Origin of the sequence: Streptomyces sp. NPDC001843 (genome assembly GCF_042891955.1) — a bacterium.
GTDB lineage: Bacteria > Actinomycetota > Actinomycetes > Streptomycetales > Streptomycetaceae > Streptomyces.
In genome coordinates this window covers 1-19,397 of the sequence record NZ_JBIATQ010000001.1, presented here as the reverse complement: position 1 = coordinate 19,397, position 19,397 = coordinate 1, and the positions used below count along the sequence as shown (strand labels likewise).

The 19,397-nt window shown below is 70.1% G+C and carries 16 protein-coding genes; 15 read left to right on the top strand and 1 reads right to left on the bottom strand.

The window, feature by feature from the left end; all coding sequences use genetic code 11:
• Window positions 1-16 precede the first annotated feature (16 nt).
• The 14 genes from ACFYZQ_RS00080 to ACFYZQ_RS00015 all read left to right on the top strand — a co-directional run bounded on the left by ACFYZQ_RS00080 (window position 17) and on the right by ACFYZQ_RS00015 (window position 15,737).
• Window positions 17-673 (top strand): GntR family transcriptional regulator, encoded by a 657-nt coding sequence (locus tag ACFYZQ_RS00080; protein ID WP_389139833.1) that lies wholly within the window; start codon window positions 17-19, stop codon window positions 671-673.
• Entirely contained in the window at window positions 670-1,578 is a 909-nt protein-coding gene (locus ACFYZQ_RS00075; RefSeq protein ID WP_389139830.1) for a dihydrodipicolinate synthase family protein, read from the top strand. The genes ACFYZQ_RS00080 and ACFYZQ_RS00075 overlap by 4 nt, the downstream gene beginning before the upstream one ends.
• Window positions 1,575-3,311: an L-arabinonate dehydratase gene (gene araD, locus ACFYZQ_RS00070; RefSeq protein ID WP_389139827.1), complete on the top strand. Its 1,737-nt coding sequence runs from the start codon at window positions 1,575-1,577 to the stop codon at window positions 3,309-3,311. The genes ACFYZQ_RS00075 and araD overlap by 4 nt, the downstream gene beginning before the upstream one ends.
• A 107-nt stretch (window positions 3,312-3,418) precedes the next feature.
• Window positions 3,419-4,354 carry a carbohydrate ABC transporter permease gene (locus tag ACFYZQ_RS00065; RefSeq protein ID WP_389139825.1) on the top strand — a complete coding sequence of 312 codons (936 nt, stop codon included), beginning with the start codon at window positions 3,419-3,421 and terminating at the stop codon, window positions 4,352-4,354.
• On the top strand, window positions 4,351-5,235 hold the full coding sequence (locus tag ACFYZQ_RS00060; RefSeq protein WP_389139822.1) for a carbohydrate ABC transporter permease: 885 nt from the start codon (window positions 4,351-4,353) through the stop codon (window positions 5,233-5,235). The genes ACFYZQ_RS00065 and ACFYZQ_RS00060 overlap by 4 nt, the downstream gene beginning before the upstream one ends.
• A 46-nt stretch (window positions 5,236-5,281) precedes the next feature.
• Complete coding sequence (locus ACFYZQ_RS00055; RefSeq protein ID WP_389139820.1) at window positions 5,282-6,427, top strand: Gfo/Idh/MocA family protein; 1,146 nt, start codon at window positions 5,282-5,284, stop codon at window positions 6,425-6,427.
• Window positions 6,427-7,272: a PmoA family protein gene (locus tag ACFYZQ_RS00050; protein WP_389139817.1), complete on the top strand. Its 846-nt coding sequence runs from the start codon at window positions 6,427-6,429 to the stop codon at window positions 7,270-7,272. Before ACFYZQ_RS00055 ends, ACFYZQ_RS00050 begins: the two co-directional genes overlap by 1 nt.
• Window positions 7,269-8,777 carry a family 43 glycosylhydrolase gene (locus ACFYZQ_RS00045; RefSeq protein WP_389139814.1) on the top strand — a complete coding sequence of 503 codons (1,509 nt, stop codon included), beginning with the start codon at window positions 7,269-7,271 and terminating at the stop codon, window positions 8,775-8,777. Before ACFYZQ_RS00050 ends, ACFYZQ_RS00045 begins: the two co-directional genes overlap by 4 nt.
• A 112-nt stretch (window positions 8,778-8,889) precedes the next feature.
• Window positions 8,890-10,227: an ABC transporter substrate-binding protein gene (locus ACFYZQ_RS00040; RefSeq protein WP_389139811.1), complete on the top strand. Its 1,338-nt coding sequence runs from the start codon at window positions 8,890-8,892 to the stop codon at window positions 10,225-10,227.
• Between the two features lie 133 nt (window positions 10,228-10,360).
• Window positions 10,361-11,152, top strand: coding sequence for a rhamnogalacturonan acetylesterase (locus tag ACFYZQ_RS00035; protein WP_389139808.1), 792 nt, complete (start codon window positions 10,361-10,363; stop codon window positions 11,150-11,152).
• Between the two features lie 13 nt (window positions 11,153-11,165).
• Entirely contained in the window at window positions 11,166-12,479 is a 1,314-nt protein-coding gene (locus ACFYZQ_RS00030; RefSeq protein WP_389139805.1) for a polysaccharide lyase family 1 protein, read from the top strand.
• 76 nt (window positions 12,480-12,555) lie between these two features.
• A complete protein-coding gene (locus ACFYZQ_RS00025; protein ID WP_389139802.1) occupies window positions 12,556-13,689 on the top strand; it encodes a pectinesterase family protein in 1,134 nt (377 codons plus the stop codon).
• A 4-nt stretch (window positions 13,690-13,693) separates the two neighbouring features.
• Window positions 13,694-14,713, top strand: a complete 1,020-nt coding sequence (locus tag ACFYZQ_RS00020) for a pectinesterase family protein (protein ID WP_389139799.1) — start codon at window positions 13,694-13,696, stop codon at window positions 14,711-14,713.
• Between the two features lie 226 nt (window positions 14,714-14,939).
• Window positions 14,940-15,737, top strand: coding sequence for an HAD family acid phosphatase (locus tag ACFYZQ_RS00015; protein WP_389139796.1), 798 nt, complete (start codon window positions 14,940-14,942; stop codon window positions 15,735-15,737).
• Window positions 15,738-15,743: 6 nt separating this feature from the next.
• Here the strand turns inward: ACFYZQ_RS00015 and ACFYZQ_RS00010 are convergent, their stop codons facing one another.
• On the bottom strand, window positions 15,744-17,951 hold the full coding sequence (locus ACFYZQ_RS00010) for a family 43 glycosylhydrolase (protein ID WP_389139793.1): 2,208 nt from the start codon (window positions 17,949-17,951) through the stop codon (window positions 15,744-15,746).
• A 199-nt stretch (window positions 17,952-18,150) separates the two neighbouring features.
• Here ACFYZQ_RS00010 and ACFYZQ_RS00005 point away from each other — a divergent pair, with 199 nt between their 5' ends.
• The gene (locus ACFYZQ_RS00005) at window positions 18,151-19,305 is read left to right on the top strand and encodes a right-handed parallel beta-helix repeat-containing protein (RefSeq protein WP_389139790.1); all 1,155 of its coding nucleotides are present in this window, start codon (window positions 18,151-18,153) and stop codon (window positions 19,303-19,305) included.
• The last annotated feature ends 92 nt before the right edge of the window (window positions 19,306-19,397 follow it).

The window sequence follows — 19,397 nt, the reverse complement described above, 5'->3', positions numbered from 1 at the left end:
ACACCGAGAGGCGCGCATGACCTCTGTGCCCACGCCGATCCCGTCCCGCACGCAGTACGTGCTGGAAGGGATCAAACACCGCATCCTCACCGGGCAGTTGACGCCCGGTCAGGCCCTGGTCGAGACCGAGCTCGCCGCGCAGTTCGGGGTGTCCAAGACCCCGGTGCGCGAGGCGCTCAAGACGCTGGCCGGGACCGGGCTGGTGGTGATGAGCCAGTACAAGGGCGTCACGGTGCGCATGGTGGACGCGGACATGGCGAGCGAGGTCTACGACGTGCGGCTGCTGCTCGAACCGGAGGCCCTCAGGCGTGCCGTGCGCCGGGGCGCGTCCCTCGACGACGCCCGCGACGCCCTGAACCGGGCCGACGCGGCCACCGACACCGCCGAACGCTCCCTGGCCAACCGTGAGTTCCACCGCGCGCTGTACCTGCCGTGCGGGAATCCGCTGCTCGGTCGGATGCTCGACGAGGTCCGCGACCAGGCCGCCCTGGTGTCGGCCGTCGCCTGGGCCGCCGACCCCTCCTGGGAGCGGGAGGCCGACGAGCACCGGGAGATCCTGCGGCTCGCCCTGGCCGGCGACGCGGACGGCGCGGCGGCCGCCCTGCACGCGCACATCGCGTCGTTCGTGCGGCGCGCGTTCCCCCACGCCCACGCAGAGGAAGGTCAGGAATGAGCGCGACGTTCGAGACCCAGCGGGCCGCTCTGGCCGACGTGGTGGCGATCCCGGTGACCCCGTTCGCCGCGGACGGCAGCGTCGACCAGGACATCCACCGGGCCCTGCTGCGTCGCCTGCTCGACGGCGGCATCACCACGCTCACGCCGGGCGGCAACACCGGCGAGTTCTACGCCCTCAGCCCCGAGGAGCGCCGTCTCGTCACGGAGCTGACCCTGGAGGAGGCCGCGGAACGCGCCGTCGTCCTGGTGGGCGTCGGGCACGACGTGCCGACCGCCGTCGCCTCCGCCCGGCACGCGGGTGAGCACGGCGCGCAGATGGTGATGGTGCACCAGCCCGTGCACCCCTACGTCTCCCAGTCCGGCTGGGTCGACTACCACCGCGCCATCGCCGAGGCCGTCCCCGAACTGGGCGTGGTTCCGTACATCCGCAACGCCCAGCTCACCGGCGCCCGACTGGCCGAGCTCGCCGACGCCTGCCCGAACGTGATCGGCGTGAAGTACGCGGTGCCGGACGCGGCGCGGTTCGCCGCCTTCGCCCGGGACGCGGGCCTGGACCGCTTCGTGTGGGTGGCGGGCCTGGCCGAGCCGTACGCCCCCTCGTACTTCTCCGCGGGCGCCACCGGCTTCACCTCGGGGCTGGTGAACGTCGCTCCGGCCGTTTCGCTGAACATGATCGAAGCGCTTCGATCCGGTGACTACCCGGCCGCGATGAAGGTCTGGGAGCAGATCCGCCGCTTCGAGGAGCTGCGCGCCATGAACGGCTCCGCCAACAACGTCACCGTCGTCAAGGAGGCCCTGGCCTCCCTCGGACTGTGCCGCCGGGACGTCCGCCCGCCGAGCAGACCGCTGCCCGAGGACGAACGCGCCGAGGTCGCCGCCATCGCCGCGAGGTGGGCCATATGAAGCGGCCGGACATGAAGAAGCCGGAAGAGCTCCGAAGCCACCAGTGGTACGGCACCGACGGACTGCGCTCCTTCAGTCACCGGGCCCGTACCCGGCAGCTCGGCTACCTGCCCGAGGAGCACCTGGGCAAGCCCGTCATCGCGATCCTCAACACCTGGTCCGACATCAATCCTTGTCATGTGCATCTAAGGGATCGGGCGCAGGCCGTCAAGCGGGGAGTGTGGCAGGCGGGCGGCTTCCCCCTCGAGTTCCCGGTCTCCACCCTCAGCGAGACCTTCCAGAAGCCGACCCCCATGCTCTACCGCAACATGCTCTCGATGGAGACCGAGGAGCTGCTGCGGTCCTATCCGGTCGACGGCGCCGTCCTGATGGGCGGCTGCGACAAGTCCACGCCCGCCCTCCTCATGGGCGCCGCGAGCGTCGACCTGCCCACCGTCTTCGTGCCCGCCGGGCCGATGCTCCCCGGGCACTGGCGCAGTGAGGTCCTCGGCTCCGGCACCGACATGTGGAAGTACTGGGACGACAAGCGCGCCGGCCTCATCGGCGACTGCGAGATGGCCGAGCTGGAGAGCGGCCTCGCCCGCTCGCCCGGCCACTGCATGACCATGGGCACCGCGTCCACGCTGACCGCCGCCGCGGAAGCACTCGGCGTGACCGTGCCGGGCGCGTCCAGCATCCCCGCCGTGGACTCCGGGCACGACCGGATGGCCGCCGCGTCCGGCCTGAGGATCGTCGAACTGGTCCACCAGGACCGCAAGCTGTCCGACATCCTGACCCGTGAGGCCTTCGAGGACGCGGTGACCACCGTCCTCGGCCTCGGCGGTTCCACCAACGCCGTGATCCACCTGATCGCCATGGCCGGACGCGCAGGGATCCGCCTCACCCTCGACGACTTCGACCGCATCGCCCGCACCGTCCCGGTGCTGGCCAACGTCCGCCCCGGCGGACGGACGTACCTCATGGAGGACTTCCACTTCGCCGGCGGCCTGCCCGGGTTCCTCTCCCGCATCACCGACCTGCTCCACCTCGACCGGCCGACCGTCTCCCACGACACGCTGCGCGAGCAGATCGCCGGCGCCCGGGTGCACGACGACGACGTCATCCGCCCCCGGGACAACCCGGTCGCCGACGAGGGCGGCGTCGCGGTGCTGCGCGGCAACCTCTGCCCGGACGGCGCGGTCATCAAGCACATCGCCGCCGAGCCGCACCTGCTCAAGCACACCGGTCCCGCGGTCGTCTTCGACGACTACCGGACGATGCAGCGCACCATCAACGACCCCGCCCTCGGCATCACCGCCGACAGCGTGCTCGTCCTGCGGGGCGCCGGGCCCAAGGGCGGCCCGGGCATGCCCGAGTACGGCATGCTCCCGATCCCGGACCACCTGCTCAAGCAGGGCGTACGCGACATGGTGCGGATCTCCGACGCCCGGATGAGCGGGACGAGTTACGGCGCCTGCGTGCTGCACGTGGCGCCCGAGTCCTACATCGGCGGCCCGCTCGCGCTGGTCCGTACCGGAGACCTGATCACCCTGGACGTCGAGGCGCGCACCCTGCGGCTCGACGTGGACGACGAGGAACTCCAGCGGCGCAGGGCGCGGTGGACGCCACCGCCCACCCGCTACGAGCGCGGTTACGGCGCGCTCTACAACGACCAGATCACCCAGGCCGACACCGGCTGCGACTTCGAGTTCCTCGCCCGCCCGGGCAAGGTCGCGGACCCGTACGCGGGCTGACCCACCCGTCGAGGCCGACGCCCCGGCCCCTGCCCACGAAGAAAGCGCTTCCCCCCCCCGCACCAGGCCGCACGAGACCGCACGACGCACCAGAACGGAGAACAGTCATGGCCCAAGCCGCAGCCGTGGCGAAACCGCCCGCGCCACCCCGGCGGCGCCGTGCCTCCGCGACGCCACGCAGGCTCCCGTACCTGCTGATCGCCCCGGCGGCCCTGCTCATGCTGGGCTTCATCGCCTACCCGGTCATCAGCGTCTTCTACTACAGCCTGCAGAACTACAACCCCACCAAGCCGTGGCGGAACGGATTCGCGGGCTTCGACAACTTCACCCAGGCCTTCGCGCACGACCCTCAGTTCTGGGACACGCTCACCTTCAGCGCGAAGTGGGTCGTCGTCGAGGTCGGACTCCAGCTGCTCTGCGGTCTCGCCCTCGCCCTGATCGTCAACCAGACCTTCGCCGGACGGGCGCTGGGCCGCGCCCTGGTCTTCTCCCCGTGGGCGGTCTCCGGCGTGCTGACCTCCGCGATCTGGGTGCTGCTCTACAACTCCCAGACCGGCATCACCCGTTACCTCGCCGACATGGGGATCGGCTCCTACGGCACCAGCTGGCTGTCGGACACCTCGACCGTCTTCCCGGCGGCGGTCGTCGCCGACCTGTGGCGGGGCGTCCCGTTCTTCGCGATCCTCATCCTCGCCGACCTCCAGTCCGTCTCCAAGGACCTGTACGAGGCCGCCGAGGTCGACGGCGCGAGTCGCCTGAAGCAGTTCTGGCACATCACGCTGCCCCATCTGAAGGACGCCATCGTCCTGTCGACACTGCTGCGCGCGGTGTGGGAGTTCAACAACGTCGACCTGCTCTACACCCTGACCGGCGGCGGTCCCGCGGGCGAGACCACGACACTCCCGCTCTACATCGCCAACACCAGCGTCGACGCCCACAACTTCGGCTACGCGTCCGCCCTGACCACGGTCGCGTTCGTGATCCTGCTCTTCTGCTCGATCGTCTATCTGCGGCTGAGCAAGTTCGGAGGTGACCAGAAGTGATCACCGAGATCGCGCCCGCACCCGAGCGTGTGGCACCCGAACCGGCCCGGTCACGCGGGAAGCGCCGCGCATGGGACGAGGTCCCCCGCTGGCAGATCTACGTCCCGCTGTCGGTCTACCTGCTCTTCACCCTGATCCCGTTCTACTGGATCCTGCTCTTCGCCCTGCGCCCGGCCGGCTCGACCTCGCTGGTGCCCTGGCCGGTCACCTTCGACCACTTCCAGAAGGTGTGGACGGAGCGGAGCTTCGGCACGTACTTCCAGAACAGCGTGCTGGTCGGCGTCGCCACCCTGCTCCTGACCACGGTCGTCGCGCTGGCCGGCGGCTACGCCCTCGCCCGCTTCGACTTCAGGATCAAACGCGCGTTCATGCTGGCGCTGCTGTGCTCCCAGTTCGTCCCCGGCGCGCTGCTGCTGGTGCCGCTGTTCCAGATCTTCGCCAAGCTCCAGATGATCAACTCGCTCGGCAGTGTCATCCTCGCCGAGACCGTCTTCCAACTGCCCCTGTCGATGATCCTCATCAGCGGCTTCATCCGGAACGTGCCGTACTCCCTGGAGGAGGCCGCCTGGGTGGACGGCTGCGACCGCTTCACCGCGTTCCGCATCGTCGTCCTGCCGCTGCTGCGCCCAGGGCTGATCGCCGTCGGCTCCTTCGCGTTCGTGCACGCCTGGAACCACTTCCTGTTCGCCCTGATGTTCCTGTCCGACCAGAGCAAGCAGACCATCCCGGTCGGGCTCAACACCCTGATGAGCGCGGACAGCGTCGACCTGGGCGCGCTGGCGGCGGGCGGCATCGTCGCGGCCGTACCGGTGGTGATCGTGTTCGCCTTCATCCAGAAGTGGCTGATCACCGGTTTCAGTGCGGGAGCGGTGAAGGGATGAGACCCCGGCAGGTAACCCTCGGTACGGACACAGGGAGGATGCGTCCATGAGCACAACCGTACCGATCGTTCTGGCCGGCGCGCGCGGCCACGGCCGCTGGCACCTCGGCAACATCCACCGGCTCCAGGCGAAGGGAGCCGTCCGGCTGGCGGGGATCTGCGAACTGACCCCGCTGGCGGACGAGGAGATCCCGGACGGCCTGGGCACACCGGAGCAGTCCGCCGACCTCGGGGCCCTCCTCGACGCCACCGGAGCCCGGATCGCCGTGATCTGCACCCCCATCCCCACCCACACGGACCTGGCGCTGATCGCCGCCGACCGGGGTGTGCACATCCTGCTGGAGAAGCCGCCCACGCCGTCCTACGCCGAGTTCCGGCGCATGGCCGACGGGGTCGCGAGGGCCTCGGTCGGTTGTCAGGTCGGGTTCCAGTCGCTGGGCTCGCACGCCGTGCCCGCGATCCGCCGGATGATCGCCGAGGGCGCGATCGGCGTGGTGAGGGGGGTCGGCGGCGCCGGGGCCTGGGCACGTGACGAGGCCTACTACCGGCGGGCGCCCTGGGCCGGCAAGCGCCGGCTGAACGGCGACGACGTGATCGACGGGGTCCTCACCAACCCCCTCGCCCACGCCGTCGCCACCAGCCTCGCCGTCCTCGGCACGACCCGCGCCGAGGACGTCACCGGCATCGAGACCGAACTGCTGCGCGCCAACGACATCGAGTCCGACGACACCTCCTGCGTCCGGGTGGCCACCGCGCTCGGCCCGGTCACCGTCGCCGCGACCCTGTGCGCCGAGCAGCCGGGGGAGCCGTACGTCCTGGTGCACGGCTCCGCCGGCCGGATCACCTACTGGTACAAGCAGGACCGCGTGCTGCTCCAGCGCGCGGGCCACGGGCCCGAGGAGACCGAGTACGAGCGCACCGACCTGCTGGAGAACCTCGTCGACCACGTCACCACCGGCGCGGACCTGCTGGTCGAACCCGAGTCGACCGGCGCCTTCATGAAGGTCGTCGAGGCGATCCGGCTGGCCGACGACCCGGCCGCCCTGCCCGCAGACGCCTGGCGTCTGGTCCCGGAGGAGAACCGCCGGATCGTACCCGGCATCGACTCTCTGGTCGCGGCCGCCGCCGACACCCTCGGCCTCTACTCCGAGCTGGGCGCCTCCTGGGCCCCACCGAAAGAGGTGAGCACCTGATGACGACCAACGACAACCCGGTCCTGCGGGTCGCGGGCCGCCCGGTCGGCCGCTACGTCACCCGTCCCGAGCTGCCGGCCCGGCTCTCCCCGCGCCCCTATCTGCACCCCGTCACCACCCTGGCCGGCACGGCGGTCACCGAACTCAGCCCCGCCGACCACACCCACCACCTCGGCGTCGGTGTCGCCGTTCCCGATGTCGAGGGGCACAACTTCTGGGGCGGGCGCACCTTCGTCCGCGGCCGGGGCCCGACCGAGCCGGGCGACCACGGCAGCCAGCGCCACGTGTCCTTCCAGCTCCGCGACCCCGACGGCTTCGTCGAGGAACTGCGCTGGATCGCCGCGGGAACCGAGTTATTCCGCGAACGCCGTATCGTCGCGGCCACCGGACTGGGCCCCTCCGCCTGGGCGCTCGACTTCACCTTCTCCCTCACCAATGTCACCCCCGGCCCACTGTCCATCGGCAGCCCGGCCACCAACGGGCGCCCCGGCGCCGCCTACGGCGGTTTCTTCTGGCGGGCCCGCAAGGAGGCCGCCGCCGCGGAGGTCTTCACCGCCGACCGGGAGGGCGAGTCGGCGGTGCACGGCGCCCGCGCCGGCTGGCTCGCCCTCGCGGGCGCGGGCTGGACGCTGGTCTTCGCCGGGGCCACGGAGGACACCCGGCGCGACCCCTGGTTCGTCCGCAGCACCGAGTACCCGGGGGTGGGCTCCTCGCTGGCGTCCGAGGAGCGGCTGCCGATCCCGCCCGGCGAGACCGTCGTACGGCGGATCGTCACGGTCGTCGCCGACGGCCGCCTCGACCGGCAGGACGCGGCGGCGCTGGTGCGCAAGGCGGTGAGCCAGTGACCCACGGGACGTACCGCAACCCGGTCCTGAACGCCGACTGGTCGGACCCGGACGTCGTCCGCGTCGGCGACGACTTCTACCTCACCGCCTCCAGCTTCGGCCGTGCCCCCGGTCTGCCGCTGCTGCACTCGCGCGACCTGGTCCACTGGACCCTCGTCGGCCACGCCCTCGAACGCCTGGAGCCGGAGGACGAGTTCGCGTCGCCGCGGCACGACCGCGGGGTCTGGGCACCGTCGATCAGACACCACGACGACCGTTTCTGGATCTTCTGGGGCGACCCCGACCAGGGTGTCTTCCAGGTCAACGCGCCCGAGATCCGGGGCCCCTGGACGGCCCCGCACCTCGTCAAGGAGGGCAAGGGCCTGATCGACCCGTGCCCCCTGTGGGACGACGAGACCGGTGAGGCCTACCTCGTGCACGCCTGGGCCAGGTCCCGGGCCGGCGCCAACAACCGCCTCACCGGCCACCGTATGCACCCCGACGGCACCACCCTGCTCGACGAGGGCAAGGTGATCGTCGACGGTGACCGCATCCCCGGCTGGTTCACCCTGGAGGGCCCCAAGCTCTACCGGCACGACGGCTGGTTCTGGATCCTCGCACCGGCCGGCGGGGTGGAGACCGGCTGGCAGGGCGCCTTCCGCTCGCGCGGCTTCTTCGGGCCGTACGAGGAGCGGATCGTCCTGGAGCAGAAGGACACCGACGTCAACGGGCCGCACCAGGGCGGCTGGGTGCGCACCCCGGCCGGCGAGGACTGGTTCCTGCACTTCCAGCAGCGGGGCGCGTACGGCAGGGTCGTCCACCTGCAGCCGATGCGCTGGAGCGAGGCCGGCTGGCCGGTGATCGGGGACGAGGGCGCCCCCGTCGCCGTACACCGCAGGCCCGACCTGCCGCCGCAGCCGCCCGCCGCGCCCGCCACCGACGACGACTTCCCCGGCGGACGGTACGGCCGTCAGTGGCAGTGGGCCGCCAACCCCCAGGGCGGCTGGGCAACCCAGCACTCCGCAGACGGGCTGCGGCTGACCTGCGTACGCTCGGCCGGCCACCGCGACCTGCGCGAACTGCCGAACGTACTCACCCAGCGACTGCCCGGCACACCGTGCTTGGCCGAGGTCGGGCTGCGATTGGACGGCACCGTGCCGGGGGCGCGGGCCGGACTGGCGGTGCTCGGCGATGCCTTCGGCTGGATCGGGCTGGAGCGCGTGGCGGACGGGACGGTCCGGCTCGTGCACCGGTTCGCCGAGGCCGCGGCGGTGACGGAGCGGGACGCCGAGCACCCGCGGCCCGCGACCGAGGGGCAGGCCCGGCTGCGGATCGAGATCGGTCCGGGCGCACGCTGCCGCTTCGCCGCCGACACCGGGGACGGCTTCCGCCCCTCCGGTCCCGTCTTCACCGCCACGCCCTGGCGGTGGGTCGGTGCTCTGCTCGGCCTGTTCGCCGTCGCGCCCGAGGGACCGGGGCACGCCGGGGCGGCGGCCTTCACCCGGTTCCGGGTCGACCCCTTGTAACCCATCCGTACGCCTGTCGGGAGCCGCAATGACGCACCTCCGTAGCAAGCGCTTTCCAACCGTTCGTGATCTCACCTCACCGTCGAACCCGGAAACAGAGAAGAGCCGACCGATGAAGAGCAGCATCCGCAGAAGCAGGCGCGCCGCAACGGCCGTCGCCCTGGGCTCCGTGCTCGCGCTGAGCGCCACCGCCTGCGGCGACGACGGCAGCGGCGGCACGGGTGGCAAGGGTGACGAGGGTTCCGGCCAGGGCACGATCACCTTCTGGGACAACAACGGCGGTGTCCGCACCGACATCTGGAAGCAGGTCATCGCCGACTTCGAGCAGAAGTACCCGGACATCAAGGTCAAGTACGTCGGCATCCCGGCGGCCAGCGCCCAGTCCAAGTACGACACCGCCATCCAGGGCGGCGGCCTGCCGGACGTCGGCGGCGTGGGCACCGCGATGCTCGCCGAGGTCGGGGCGCAGGGCGCGCTGGAGCCGCTGGACAGCCGGCTGCGGAAGAGCTCGCTGAACGGAAAGCTGAGCCAGAACCTGATCGACGTCAGCAAGGCGGCGGGCGGCGGGGACGCGCTGTACCAGGTGCCGACCTCCGCGAACAACGGCACGCTGTGGTACCGGACCGACCTGTTCAAGAAGGCCGGCCTGGACGCGCCGACGACCTGGTCGAAGTTCTACGCGGCCGCCGACAAGCTCACCGACAAGGGCAAGAACCAGTTCGGCTTCACCATTCGCGGCGGTGAGGGCGCCATCGCGCCGGCCCTCGACGCGGTCTACGGCCAGACCGGGATCACGTCGTTCTGGAACGGTGACAAGACCACCGTCAACGACCCCAAGAACGTGGCCGCTCTCGCGAAGTACGTCGCGCTTTACAAGAAGGACACCCCGTCCGCCGACGTGAACAACGACTTCACGAAGATGGTCGCCCAGTGGGACAGCGGCACGATCGGCATGCTGAGCCACAACCTGGGCTCGTACCAGGACCATCTGAAGGCACTGGGCAAGGACAAGTTCCGGGGCATCCCGAATCCCACGCTGGACGACGGCACCCGGGTGCAGGTGTCCAACCCGGTGGACGGGCTGAGCCTGTTCAAGTCGAGCAAGAACAAGGCGGCCGCCTGGAAGTTCATCGAGTTCGCCGTCTCCGCCGCGGAGAACTCCAAGTTCAACGAGTCGGCCGGGCAGGTCCCGGCGAACACCGACGCGGCCAAGGACACGTGGATCCAGCAGGCCGAGCCGACGAAGCTGGCGGCCGAGGCGCTGAACGGGGGCGACACGAAGATCGTGCAGTTGCCTTACTACCTGCCCGACTGGAACACGATCTCCAAGGCGGACAACGAGCCGAACTTCCAGAAGTTGCTGCTCGGGAAGATGAGTGCGAAGGAGTTTCTGGACACGTTGGCCGACCAGCTGAACAAGGCGCAGGCCGACTGGAAGAGCCACCACTGAGCTGGGGTGGTTTCGGTCGTGGGCGCGGCTGAGTGCCGTTGTGGTCGGTCGCGCCCACGCGGCGGAGCCGCATATCGATGCAGCCCCGCGCCCCTAGGTAAGCCTCCTCCTCCCTGTTGAAAGGTGCACCTTCGTGTCCCTTACGCGCAGACAGGCAACACTGGCGGCGCTCGCCGCCCTCCCGCTCGGCCTCGCCGCCAACGGCACCGCCCAGGCCGCTCCCCACCGTCGTACGGTCCACATCGCCGGTGACTCCACCGCCGCCCAGAAGTACGCCGACGCCGCCCCGGAGACGGGGTGGGGAATGGCGATCCCCTTCTTCCTCCGGAAGGAGGTGCAGGTCGCCAACCACGCTGTGAACGGGCGCAGTTCGAAGAGCTTCGTCGACGAGGGCCGGCTCGACGCGATCCTCGCCGAGATCCGGCCGCACGATCTGCTGATCGTCCAGTTCGCGCACAACGACGAGAAGTCCGCCGATCCCACCCGCTACACCGAGCCCTGGAGCACGTACCAGGACTATCTGCGGCTCTACGTCGACGGGGCGCGAGCCAAGGGCGCCCGGCCCGTCCTCGCCACCCCCGTCGAGCGGAGGAAGTTCGACGCCGACGGCAACGCGGTGCCGACCCACGGCGACTATCCGGCGGCGATGCGCGCGCTCGCCCAGGAGGAGGGCGTGGCGCTGCTCGACATCGAGGCGCTGTCGCTCGCGCTGTGGCAGTCGCTCGGGGTCGAGGCGACCAAGAAGTACTTCAACTGGACGGACACCGAGCAGGACAACACGCACTTCAACCCGCCGGGGGCCATCGCCGTGGCCCGGCTCGTGGCGCAGGAGCTGCTGCGCACCCGGGTGGTGGCCCGGCACGACGTCGTCCGGCTGCACGAGGACATCCCGACCTCCTGGATCACCTGGCCACCCGCAAGCTGAGGAGACCCGCACAGTGCGCACACAGAAATGTCATGGACGTGTCATAGGAACCCTCGTCGGCTGCACAGCCCTCGCGCTCGCCGTCACCGGCACCGCCTCCGCCCAGCCCCGGCACCCGGACCTCGCCCACCAGACCCTCGCGGCGAACGACGGCTGGGCCGCCTCCGGCACCGGCACCACGGGCGGCGCCGCCGCCGACCGCGCGCACGTCTACACCGTCACCACCTGGGACGCCTTCAAGGCCGCCCTCGCCGACGGCGGCACCGCACCCAAGATCATCAAGGTGAAGGGCACGATCGACGCCGACGGCCCGAGCTGCGCGTCGTTCGCGGTCCCCGGCTACGACTTCGACGCCTACCTGAAGACGTACGACCCGGCCGTGTGGGGCCGCGACAAGACCCTGGACGCCGAGCCCGACGACAGTCCCGAGGGCCTGCGCCGGGCCTCCGCCGCCCGTCAGGACGCCTACATCAAGGCGGACGTCCCGGCCAACACCACCATCATCGGCGTCGGCAGGAACGCCGGCTTCAAGGGCGCGAGCCTGCAGATCAAGGGCGTGGACAACGTCATCGTCCGCAACCTGGGCTTCGAGAGCCCCCTCGACTGCTTCCCGCAGTGGGACCCCACCGACACGGCCGACGGCAACTGGAACTCCGAGTACGACAGCGCCGTGATCTACGGGGCCACCCATGTGTGGATGGACCACGACACCTTCACCGACGGCGACCACCCGGACAGCACCCTCCCGCACTACTTCGGGCGGATCTACGAGCAGCACGACGGCGAACTCGACATCGTCAAGGGCGCCGACTACGTCACCGCCTCCTGGAACGTCTTCGCCGACCACGACAAGACGATCCTGATCGGCAACAGCGACGGCGCCGCGACGGCCGCCGTCGACCGCGGCCACCTCAAGGTCACCTTCCACCACAACCTGTTCTCGAACCTGGTGGAGCGCGCCCCGCGCGTCCGCTTCGGGCAGGTCGACTCGTACAACAACCACTTCGTGGCGGGCGACGGCTACTCCTACAGCTACGGCATCGGCATGGAGTCGCAACTGGTCGCCGAACACAACGCGTTCACGCTGCCCGCGGGGACCGGCGCGGGGCACGTGCTGAAGAAGTGGAAGGAGGCACCGGTCACCGCCGACGACAACTACGTCAACGGCACCCTGACCGACCTGATCGCCGTGCACAACGCCGAGGTCCCGGGCGAGGTCCTGCAGTCCGGCGCGGGCTGGACGCCGACCCTGCGGACGAAGGTCGACCCGGCGATGCGGGTGCCCGGCATCGTCGACCACTGCGCCGGCGCCGGCCGACTGCGCTGACGCGCCCCGCGCACCACGGGCCGGGGCGCTCGCCCCGGCCCACCCCTCCCCATGAGCCCTGCGAAGGAGCATCCGCATGCCCTCGCCCCATCACCGACCACCCCTGTCCAGAAGGGGCTTCCTCGCGGCGAGCGCCGCCGCCGCGCTCGGCCTCGCGACCGCCGTCCCCGCGCACGCGGACGCCACCGGCGGCCGGCGCCCCTTCGGCCGGTACGGATCACCGGCCCGCCGCCTCACACCGAACACCCTGTACGTCGACCCGCACGGCCGCGGCGACTTCACAGGCGTCCAGGCCGCCGTGACCGCCGCGACCGGCACCGGCCGGACCCTGGTCCTCGCCCCGGGCACCTACCGGGAGACCGTCGCCCTGGACACCACCCGCACCGAGGCGACCTGGATCGGTGCCTCGGAGGACCCCCGCGACGTCGTGATCGTCTACGACAACGCGGGCGGAACACCGAAGCCGGACGGCTCCGGCACCTACGGCACCACCGGCTCGGCCACCACCACCGTCCAGGCCGACGGCTTCACCGCCCGCTGGATCACCTTCGCCAACGACTGGCTGCGCGCCGACCACCCCGACGTCACCGGCACCCAGGCGGTCGCCATCAAGGTGCAGGGCGACCGCAGCGCCTTCATCCACTGCCGGTTCCTCGGCCATCAGGACACCCTGTACGCCGACTCGACGGCGCTCGCCGCCTTCGCCCGGCAGTACTACGCCCACTGCTACATCGAGGGCGACGTCGACTTCGTCTTCGGCCGGGCGACGGCCGTGTACGAGCACTGCCACTTCCGCACCCTGAACCGCACCGACCTCATCGCCGCCCCCTACGGCTTCGTCTTCGCGCCTTCCACGGCCCGCGCCAACCCCCGCGGCTACCTGGTGACACGCAGCCGCGTCAGCAGCGAGGCCCCCGACGGCTACTACAAGCTGGCCCGTCCCTGGGTCCCGGGCTCCGACCCCACCGCCCGCCCGATGCTGACCGTGCGCGACACCCGGCTCGGTCCCGGCATCGACGCGGTCGCGCCGTACACCGACATGTCGGCCGCCTACCCCTGGCAGAGCCAGCGCTTCGCCGAGTACCGCGACACCGGCCCGGGCGCGGAGATCACCCTCCCGGACAACCGCCCCCAACTCACGGCCGAGCAGGCCCGGTCGGCGACCCGGGAGACCTACCTCGGCGACTGGACGCCGTGGAAGGAGTGCTGACGGCATGCGCAGACGCACCCTGCTCACCGGCATCACCGCTGGCCTGGTGGCCGCCGGCACCACGCCGGCCCTCGCCCGCGGCCACCGCACCCTGCACGTCCGCCCCGGTGACTCCGTCCAGGCGGCCGTGGACGCGGTGGCCGGGCCCGGGTGGACGATCGTCGTGCACCCGGGGACGTACCGCGAGGTCGTCGACGTCCCCGCGGACAAGGAACACCTGACCCTACGGGGCGCCACGCGCGACCCCCGTGACGCCGTCATCGTCTACGACAACGCGAACGGAACCCGGAAGCCGGACGGCTCGGGCACCTACGGCACGGCGGGCTCGGCCACCTTCACCTCGGCCGCACCCGGTCTGACGGTCCGCGACCTGACGATCGCCAACGACTGGCTGCGCGCCGACCACCCCGACATCACCGGCACCCAGGCGGTGGCCGCCTACACCTACGGCGACCGCACCCGCTTCGACAATGTCCGGCTGCTCGCCCACCAGGACACCCTCTTCGCCGACACATCCGCGCTCGACACCTTCGACCGGCAGTACTTCCACCGCTGTCACATCGAGGGCGACGTCGACTTCGTCTTCGGCCGGGCCACCGCCGTCTTCGACCGCTGCCACTTCCGCACGCTCCAGCGGGACGTCTCCTTCACCCCCAAGGGCATGGTGTTCGCCCCGTCCACGGCCCGCGCCAACCCGCACGGCATCCTCGCGGTCCGCTGCCGCATCACCTCCGCCGCGGAGGACGGGGCCTACAAGCTGGCCCGCCCGTGGGTGCCGTCGTACGAGACCACCGCCTGGCCGTCGCTCGTCGTCCGGGACACCTGGATCGGTCCCGGCATCGACCCGGCCGCCCCCTACACCAACATGCGCGACGCCTACCCGTGGCAGTCCATGCGCTTCCACGAGTACCGCGACTCGGGGCCGGGTGCGGTGATCACTGTCCCCGGCAACCGCCCCCAGCTCACCGCCTCCGAGGCCGCGTCGCACACCCCGGCGGCCTACCTCGGCGACTGGCGTCCTTGACCCCCGAACCCCGGCCCGAACCCCGGGAAGTGTCCACCCAGCACGAGGAAAGGACCGCATTCCTATGTCTCGTCGTACCGCTCTCACCCTGGGCGCGGCCATGGCGTTCGGCGCCGCACCGGCCGCACTCCCCACCCAGGCCCAGGCACCCGTTGCACCGACCCAGAAGGTATCGATCGGGCAACGGGTGTCGCGCCCGGTGGGGTGACGCGCGTAGAAACCTGTCATGCATAAATCACTGCGGATCGCGGCGGTCACCGCCGCCTGCGCCCTCGCCGGTGGCGCCCTCTACGGCGCCGGCGCGGCCACCGCCGGTCAGTCCACGGCGAACTCCACCCACGAGCCCTACAACATCGGGCTCCTGGTGAAGGACATCGACACCTACTACGGCACCACGGCGGACGCGGGCGGCGTGTACCAGGCGTCGCCTGACAGCCCGTACGCCAAGGACCTGGCGCGCCTCGACGCGGCGGCGAGGAAGTACATCGACAAGGCGGCGCGCAAGGCGCACCACCGGCACGAGAAGCCCGCCGTCGTCTTCGACATCGACGACACGCTGCTGCTCAGCCTCGACTACGAGAAGCGTTACAACTACACGTACAACGGCACCACGTGGGCCGACTACGTGAACAAGGCCGACCGGCCGGCCGTCTTCGGCAGCCCCGAGCTGGTCCGGTACGCCGAGTCCCAGGGCGTCGAGGTCTTCTACAACTCGGGCCTGAGCGAGGCGCAGCGCTCCGCCGCCGTCGAGAACCTGAAGAAGGTCGGCGCCGATGTGAACCTCGACGCCGACCACATGTTCCTCAAGGACAAGGCGAACCCGCCGGCCTACCTGAGCGCCTGCGCCACGCCGGGCACCTGGAACTGCACCACGGTCCAGTACAAGTCCGGTACACGCAAGCACATCGAGGACGACCTCGGGTACGAGATCATCGCCAACTTCGGCGACCAGTACTCGGACCTCGACGGCGGCCACGCCGACCGCACGTACAAGATCCCGAACCCGACGTACTTCGTCAGCTAGCGGTCCTCACCGGTCCTCACTGGACTTGACCGGTCTGATGGACTCCAGGGTCGGGACAACCGGTTCGATCGTGCCGTCGGCGGCGAACCGCATACGGTCGACCGTCGTCTCGCGGTGCATACCGTCACCGCCCGCCTTGCCGGGGCCGTTCAGTGCGAACCGGTGGTAGACGATGTACCAGTCGTCGGTGCCGGGCACGTTCACCACGGAGTGGTGGCCGGTGGCGAGGATGCCGTACTCGGGACGCTTCGACAGGATCGTCCCCCGCTTGGTCCACGGGCCGAGCGGGGACGGTCCCGTCGCGTAGGCCACGTGGTAGTTCTCGCTGCGCGTGTCGTCCTCGGACCACATGAAGTAGTACGTGCCGTTCCGCTTGATCACGAAGGAACCCTCACGGAAGTTGTCCGTGGTGATGTCCTTCACCTTCGCGGGGTCGTACGACGTCATGTCGTCGTTCAGCGGCACCACGTACCCGTGCCCGTTGCCCCAGTAGAGGTACGACTGCCCGTCGTCGTCCGTGAAGACGGCCGGGTCGATCATCTGGCCCGCCAGCTTCCCCTTGGCCACCAGCGGTTTGCCCAGCGCGTCCTTGAACGGGCCGACGGGGGAGTCGGCCACCGCCACGCCTATCTGCTGCTCCGCGCAGAAGTAGAAGTAGTACTTGCCGTTCCGCTCGGCGATCGCGGGCGCCCAGGCGTTCTTGTCGGCCCAGGAGACGTCGGGCCCGAGGTCCAGGATCACGCCGTGGTCCTTCCAGTGGACCAGATCCTTCGAGGAGTACGCCTTGAACCTGGTGCCGCTCCAGCCCTGGAAGCCGTCGGTCGTCGGGTAGATCCAGTACTGGCCGTCGAGGTAGTGGACGTCCGGGTCGGCGTTCAGGCCGGGCAGGATCGGGCTGCGGGTGCGGACCGCCTCCACCGTCCAGGTGCGGGTCGTGCCGTCCGCCGCCGTCACCGTGTACGTCTGCGGCTTGCGGAAGTCGCGATGCCTGCCGGACTTCGGGCTGATGCCGGCACCCTCACCCACCCACAACTTCGGTGCCAGGCGGGACAGATCGGCGTCCGGCTCCATCGGGAGCACGACCTTCGACGCCGACTCGGTGACGATCGCGTACCCCTTCTGGTCCTTCGCCGTGGCGTCCACCACGGAGGTGGACGTGCTCGGGTAGGCGGCCAGCAGCCGATCGTACTCCGCCTGCGTCACCGGCATCACCGTGCCGTGCCGGGGGCTCGCCGGGAGCTGGTAGTCCTTGGACATCGTCCACTTGCCCGAGTCGAGGTCGGTGGTCTCGAAGGGCACGTAGCCGCGCAGCCCGTACTCGTCGATGAACAGGTACCACTTCTTCTCGGTGTTCGACTTGAAGACCGTCGGGCCCTCACCGCGCTCGATGGAGCCGCTGCCGATGCAGTCCGAGACGAAGTCGTACTTGGTGCTCGTCAGACTGGTCGACTTCTCCCCGGTGATGAACTTCGAGCAGGGCGAGCTGGAGGAGGGGTCCCGCTCGTCCTTGGTGTAGCGGTAGTACGAGTCCTTGTACTTGACCACCGTGGAGTCGATGACGGAGTAGCCGGGGTCGTCCCAGACCTTCGGCGCGCTGAAGGTGCGGAAGTCCTTCGTCGTCGCGTACATCATCTTGTTGTACGTCGATCCGGTGTGGTCGGGGTCGTCGTCGGCGTACAGCTTGGACGCCCAGAAGACGACGTACTCACCGAGCGAGTCGTCCCAGTAGGCCTCCGGCGCCCAGGTGTTGCCCGCGTTGTCGGGGGCGACCTTCACCAGGCGCTGGTCCGTCCAGTGCACCAGGTCGGTGGACTCCCAGATCATGATCGACTTGCTGCCGTGTCGCTGGACGTAGTCCCAGCTGCCGCTGCTGTTGTTGTACATCCTGAGGTCGGTGGCGATCAGGTAGAACTTGTCGCCCTTCGGGGAGCGGATGACGAATGGGTCGCGCAGGCCCTTCTCGCCGATGGTGGACGTCAGGACCGGCTGGCCCGCGTTCAGCTCCCGCCAGTGCAGCGGGTCGTTGCCCCGGCTGAGGGCGTAGCGGATCTGCTCGCCGTCGGCGGTGCCCTCGCCGGTGAAGTAGGCGAAGAGGTAACCGGCGTACTTGGGGTGTTTCACGGGCGGGGCTCCTGAGTGCGCGGTGCCGGGTGGGGCGGCGAACAGGGTGAGGAGGAGGGCGAGACAGGTGAGGAGTGCGGCTCTGAGACGCATGGGCAATCCTGTCTGAGCGTGGGGGTTTCTGTTGGTTGTTGCGCCCTCGGAGTGTTGCCAGTGGGGATCGACGCGTCAATCGATGAGAGGGAGATGAGAACCGCCGAAACTTTCGCTCGCTTTCGCTCGGCCCGGCAACCTCTTCCGCCCACCGCGGCGACTGGTGTCCGTAGCCTCCCCCTAGGAAAGGAACACCCCAGTGCGCCAGAGCACCGGACGCCACCGCAGGACGCGCACCCTCTCGATCGCCGCGACGGTGGCTGTCGCCGCGGGGGCCGGCGGCGTCTGCCTCGGCCTGTCGAACGGCGGCGCCCAGGCCGCCACCACCACGGTCACCGTGTCCAGCACCGCGCAGCTGGAGTCGGCCGTGAAGAACGCGGCGGCCGGTACCGTCATCCAGGTGCGCGGGGGCACGTACTACCCGAGGGCCACCCTGAAGTCCACGGCGAGCGGCACCGGTTCCCAGCGGATCATCCTCCAGGCCTACGGCGGCGAGAAGGTGAAGATCGACGGCTCGAAGCTGCCCGCCGGCTCCTGGCTCGCCGGGATCTACGGGAGCTACTGGACCGTCCAGAACCTCACCTTCCAGAACTCCCCGGCACAGGGCTTCGTCGTCACCTCCTCCACCGGCGGTGTCTTCAAGAACCTGGTCACCGCGGACAACGGCGACTCCGGCCTCACCCTGCGCGGCGACAACACCGTGAACAACCTCGTGCAGAACCTGGACAGTCACGGCAACTACGACGCCGCCGGGCACGGCCAGAACGCCGACGGCATCGCCATCAAGTTCGGCTCCGGCACCGGCAACAAGGTCACCGGCGCACGCCTGTACAACAACTCGGACGACGGCCTCGACCTCTGGCAGTTCTCCTCGCCGGTCACCATCGAGCACTCCTGGGCCTTCGGCAACGGCAAGAACCGCTGGAAAGACTCGGCCTTCGAGGGCAACGGCAACGGCTTCAAGCTGGGCGGCGGGGGCGTCGCGGTCGCGCACGTCGTCAACAACGACGCGGCCTGGGACAACTCCCTCAACGGCTTCACCGAGAACTCCAACACCGGGGCGATCGTGCTGAACCGCAACACCGCGTACGCCAACACCGAGGCCGGCTTCTACTTCGCCACCGGCAAGGCCCATCTCGCCCGCAACCTCGCCGTGAGCAACAGGGGCGGCCCGGACAAGCTGGGGCCCGCCACGGTCTCCGCCGCCAACAACTGGGACAGCGGTGTCAGCACCCCCGCCTTCAAGTCGACCGACGCGACCACGGCGTACGGCGCCCGGAAGCCGGACGGCTCACTGCCCGCGACGGCCTTCCTCACCACGGGCTCGACCGCCATCGGCTCGCCGATGAACTAGTACTGCAGCCGCAGTTGCCGTGACCGGCGGTCCGGACTCTCGTTGGACTGTGCATGGGTGGGGACGTCACGATTGACGAGGTGCACCGCTGG

Bases quoted from the DNA above. Each gene is read 5' to 3' on its own strand.
- ACFYZQ_RS00025 (WP_389139802.1), top strand. From the start codon at position 12,556: ATGCCCTCGCCCCATCACCGACCACCCCTGTCCAGAAGGGGCTTCCTC.
- ACFYZQ_RS00075 (WP_389139830.1), top strand. From the start codon at position 670: ATGAGCGCGACGTTCGAGACCCAGCGGGCCGCTCTGGCCGACGTGGTG.
- ACFYZQ_RS00010 (WP_389139793.1), bottom strand. From the start codon at position 17,951: ATGCGTCTCAGAGCCGCACTCCTCACCTGTCTCGCCCTCCTCCTCACC.
- ACFYZQ_RS00055 (WP_389139820.1), top strand. From the start codon at position 5,282: ATGAGCACAACCGTACCGATCGTTCTGGCCGGCGCGCGCGGCCACGGC.
- ACFYZQ_RS00065 (WP_389139825.1), top strand. From the start codon at position 3,419: ATGGCCCAAGCCGCAGCCGTGGCGAAACCGCCCGCGCCACCCCGGCGG.
- ACFYZQ_RS00020 (WP_389139799.1), top strand. From the start codon at position 13,694: ATGCGCAGACGCACCCTGCTCACCGGCATCACCGCTGGCCTGGTGGCC.
- ACFYZQ_RS00015 (WP_389139796.1), top strand. From the start codon at position 14,940: ATGCATAAATCACTGCGGATCGCGGCGGTCACCGCCGCCTGCGCCCTC.
- ACFYZQ_RS00050 (WP_389139817.1), top strand. From the start codon at position 6,427: ATGACGACCAACGACAACCCGGTCCTGCGGGTCGCGGGCCGCCCGGTC.
- araD (WP_389139827.1), top strand. From the start codon at position 1,575: ATGAAGCGGCCGGACATGAAGAAGCCGGAAGAGCTCCGAAGCCACCAG.
- ACFYZQ_RS00040 (WP_389139811.1), top strand. From the start codon at position 8,890: ATGAAGAGCAGCATCCGCAGAAGCAGGCGCGCCGCAACGGCCGTCGCC.
- ACFYZQ_RS00080 (WP_389139833.1), top strand. From the start codon at position 17: ATGACCTCTGTGCCCACGCCGATCCCGTCCCGCACGCAGTACGTGCTG.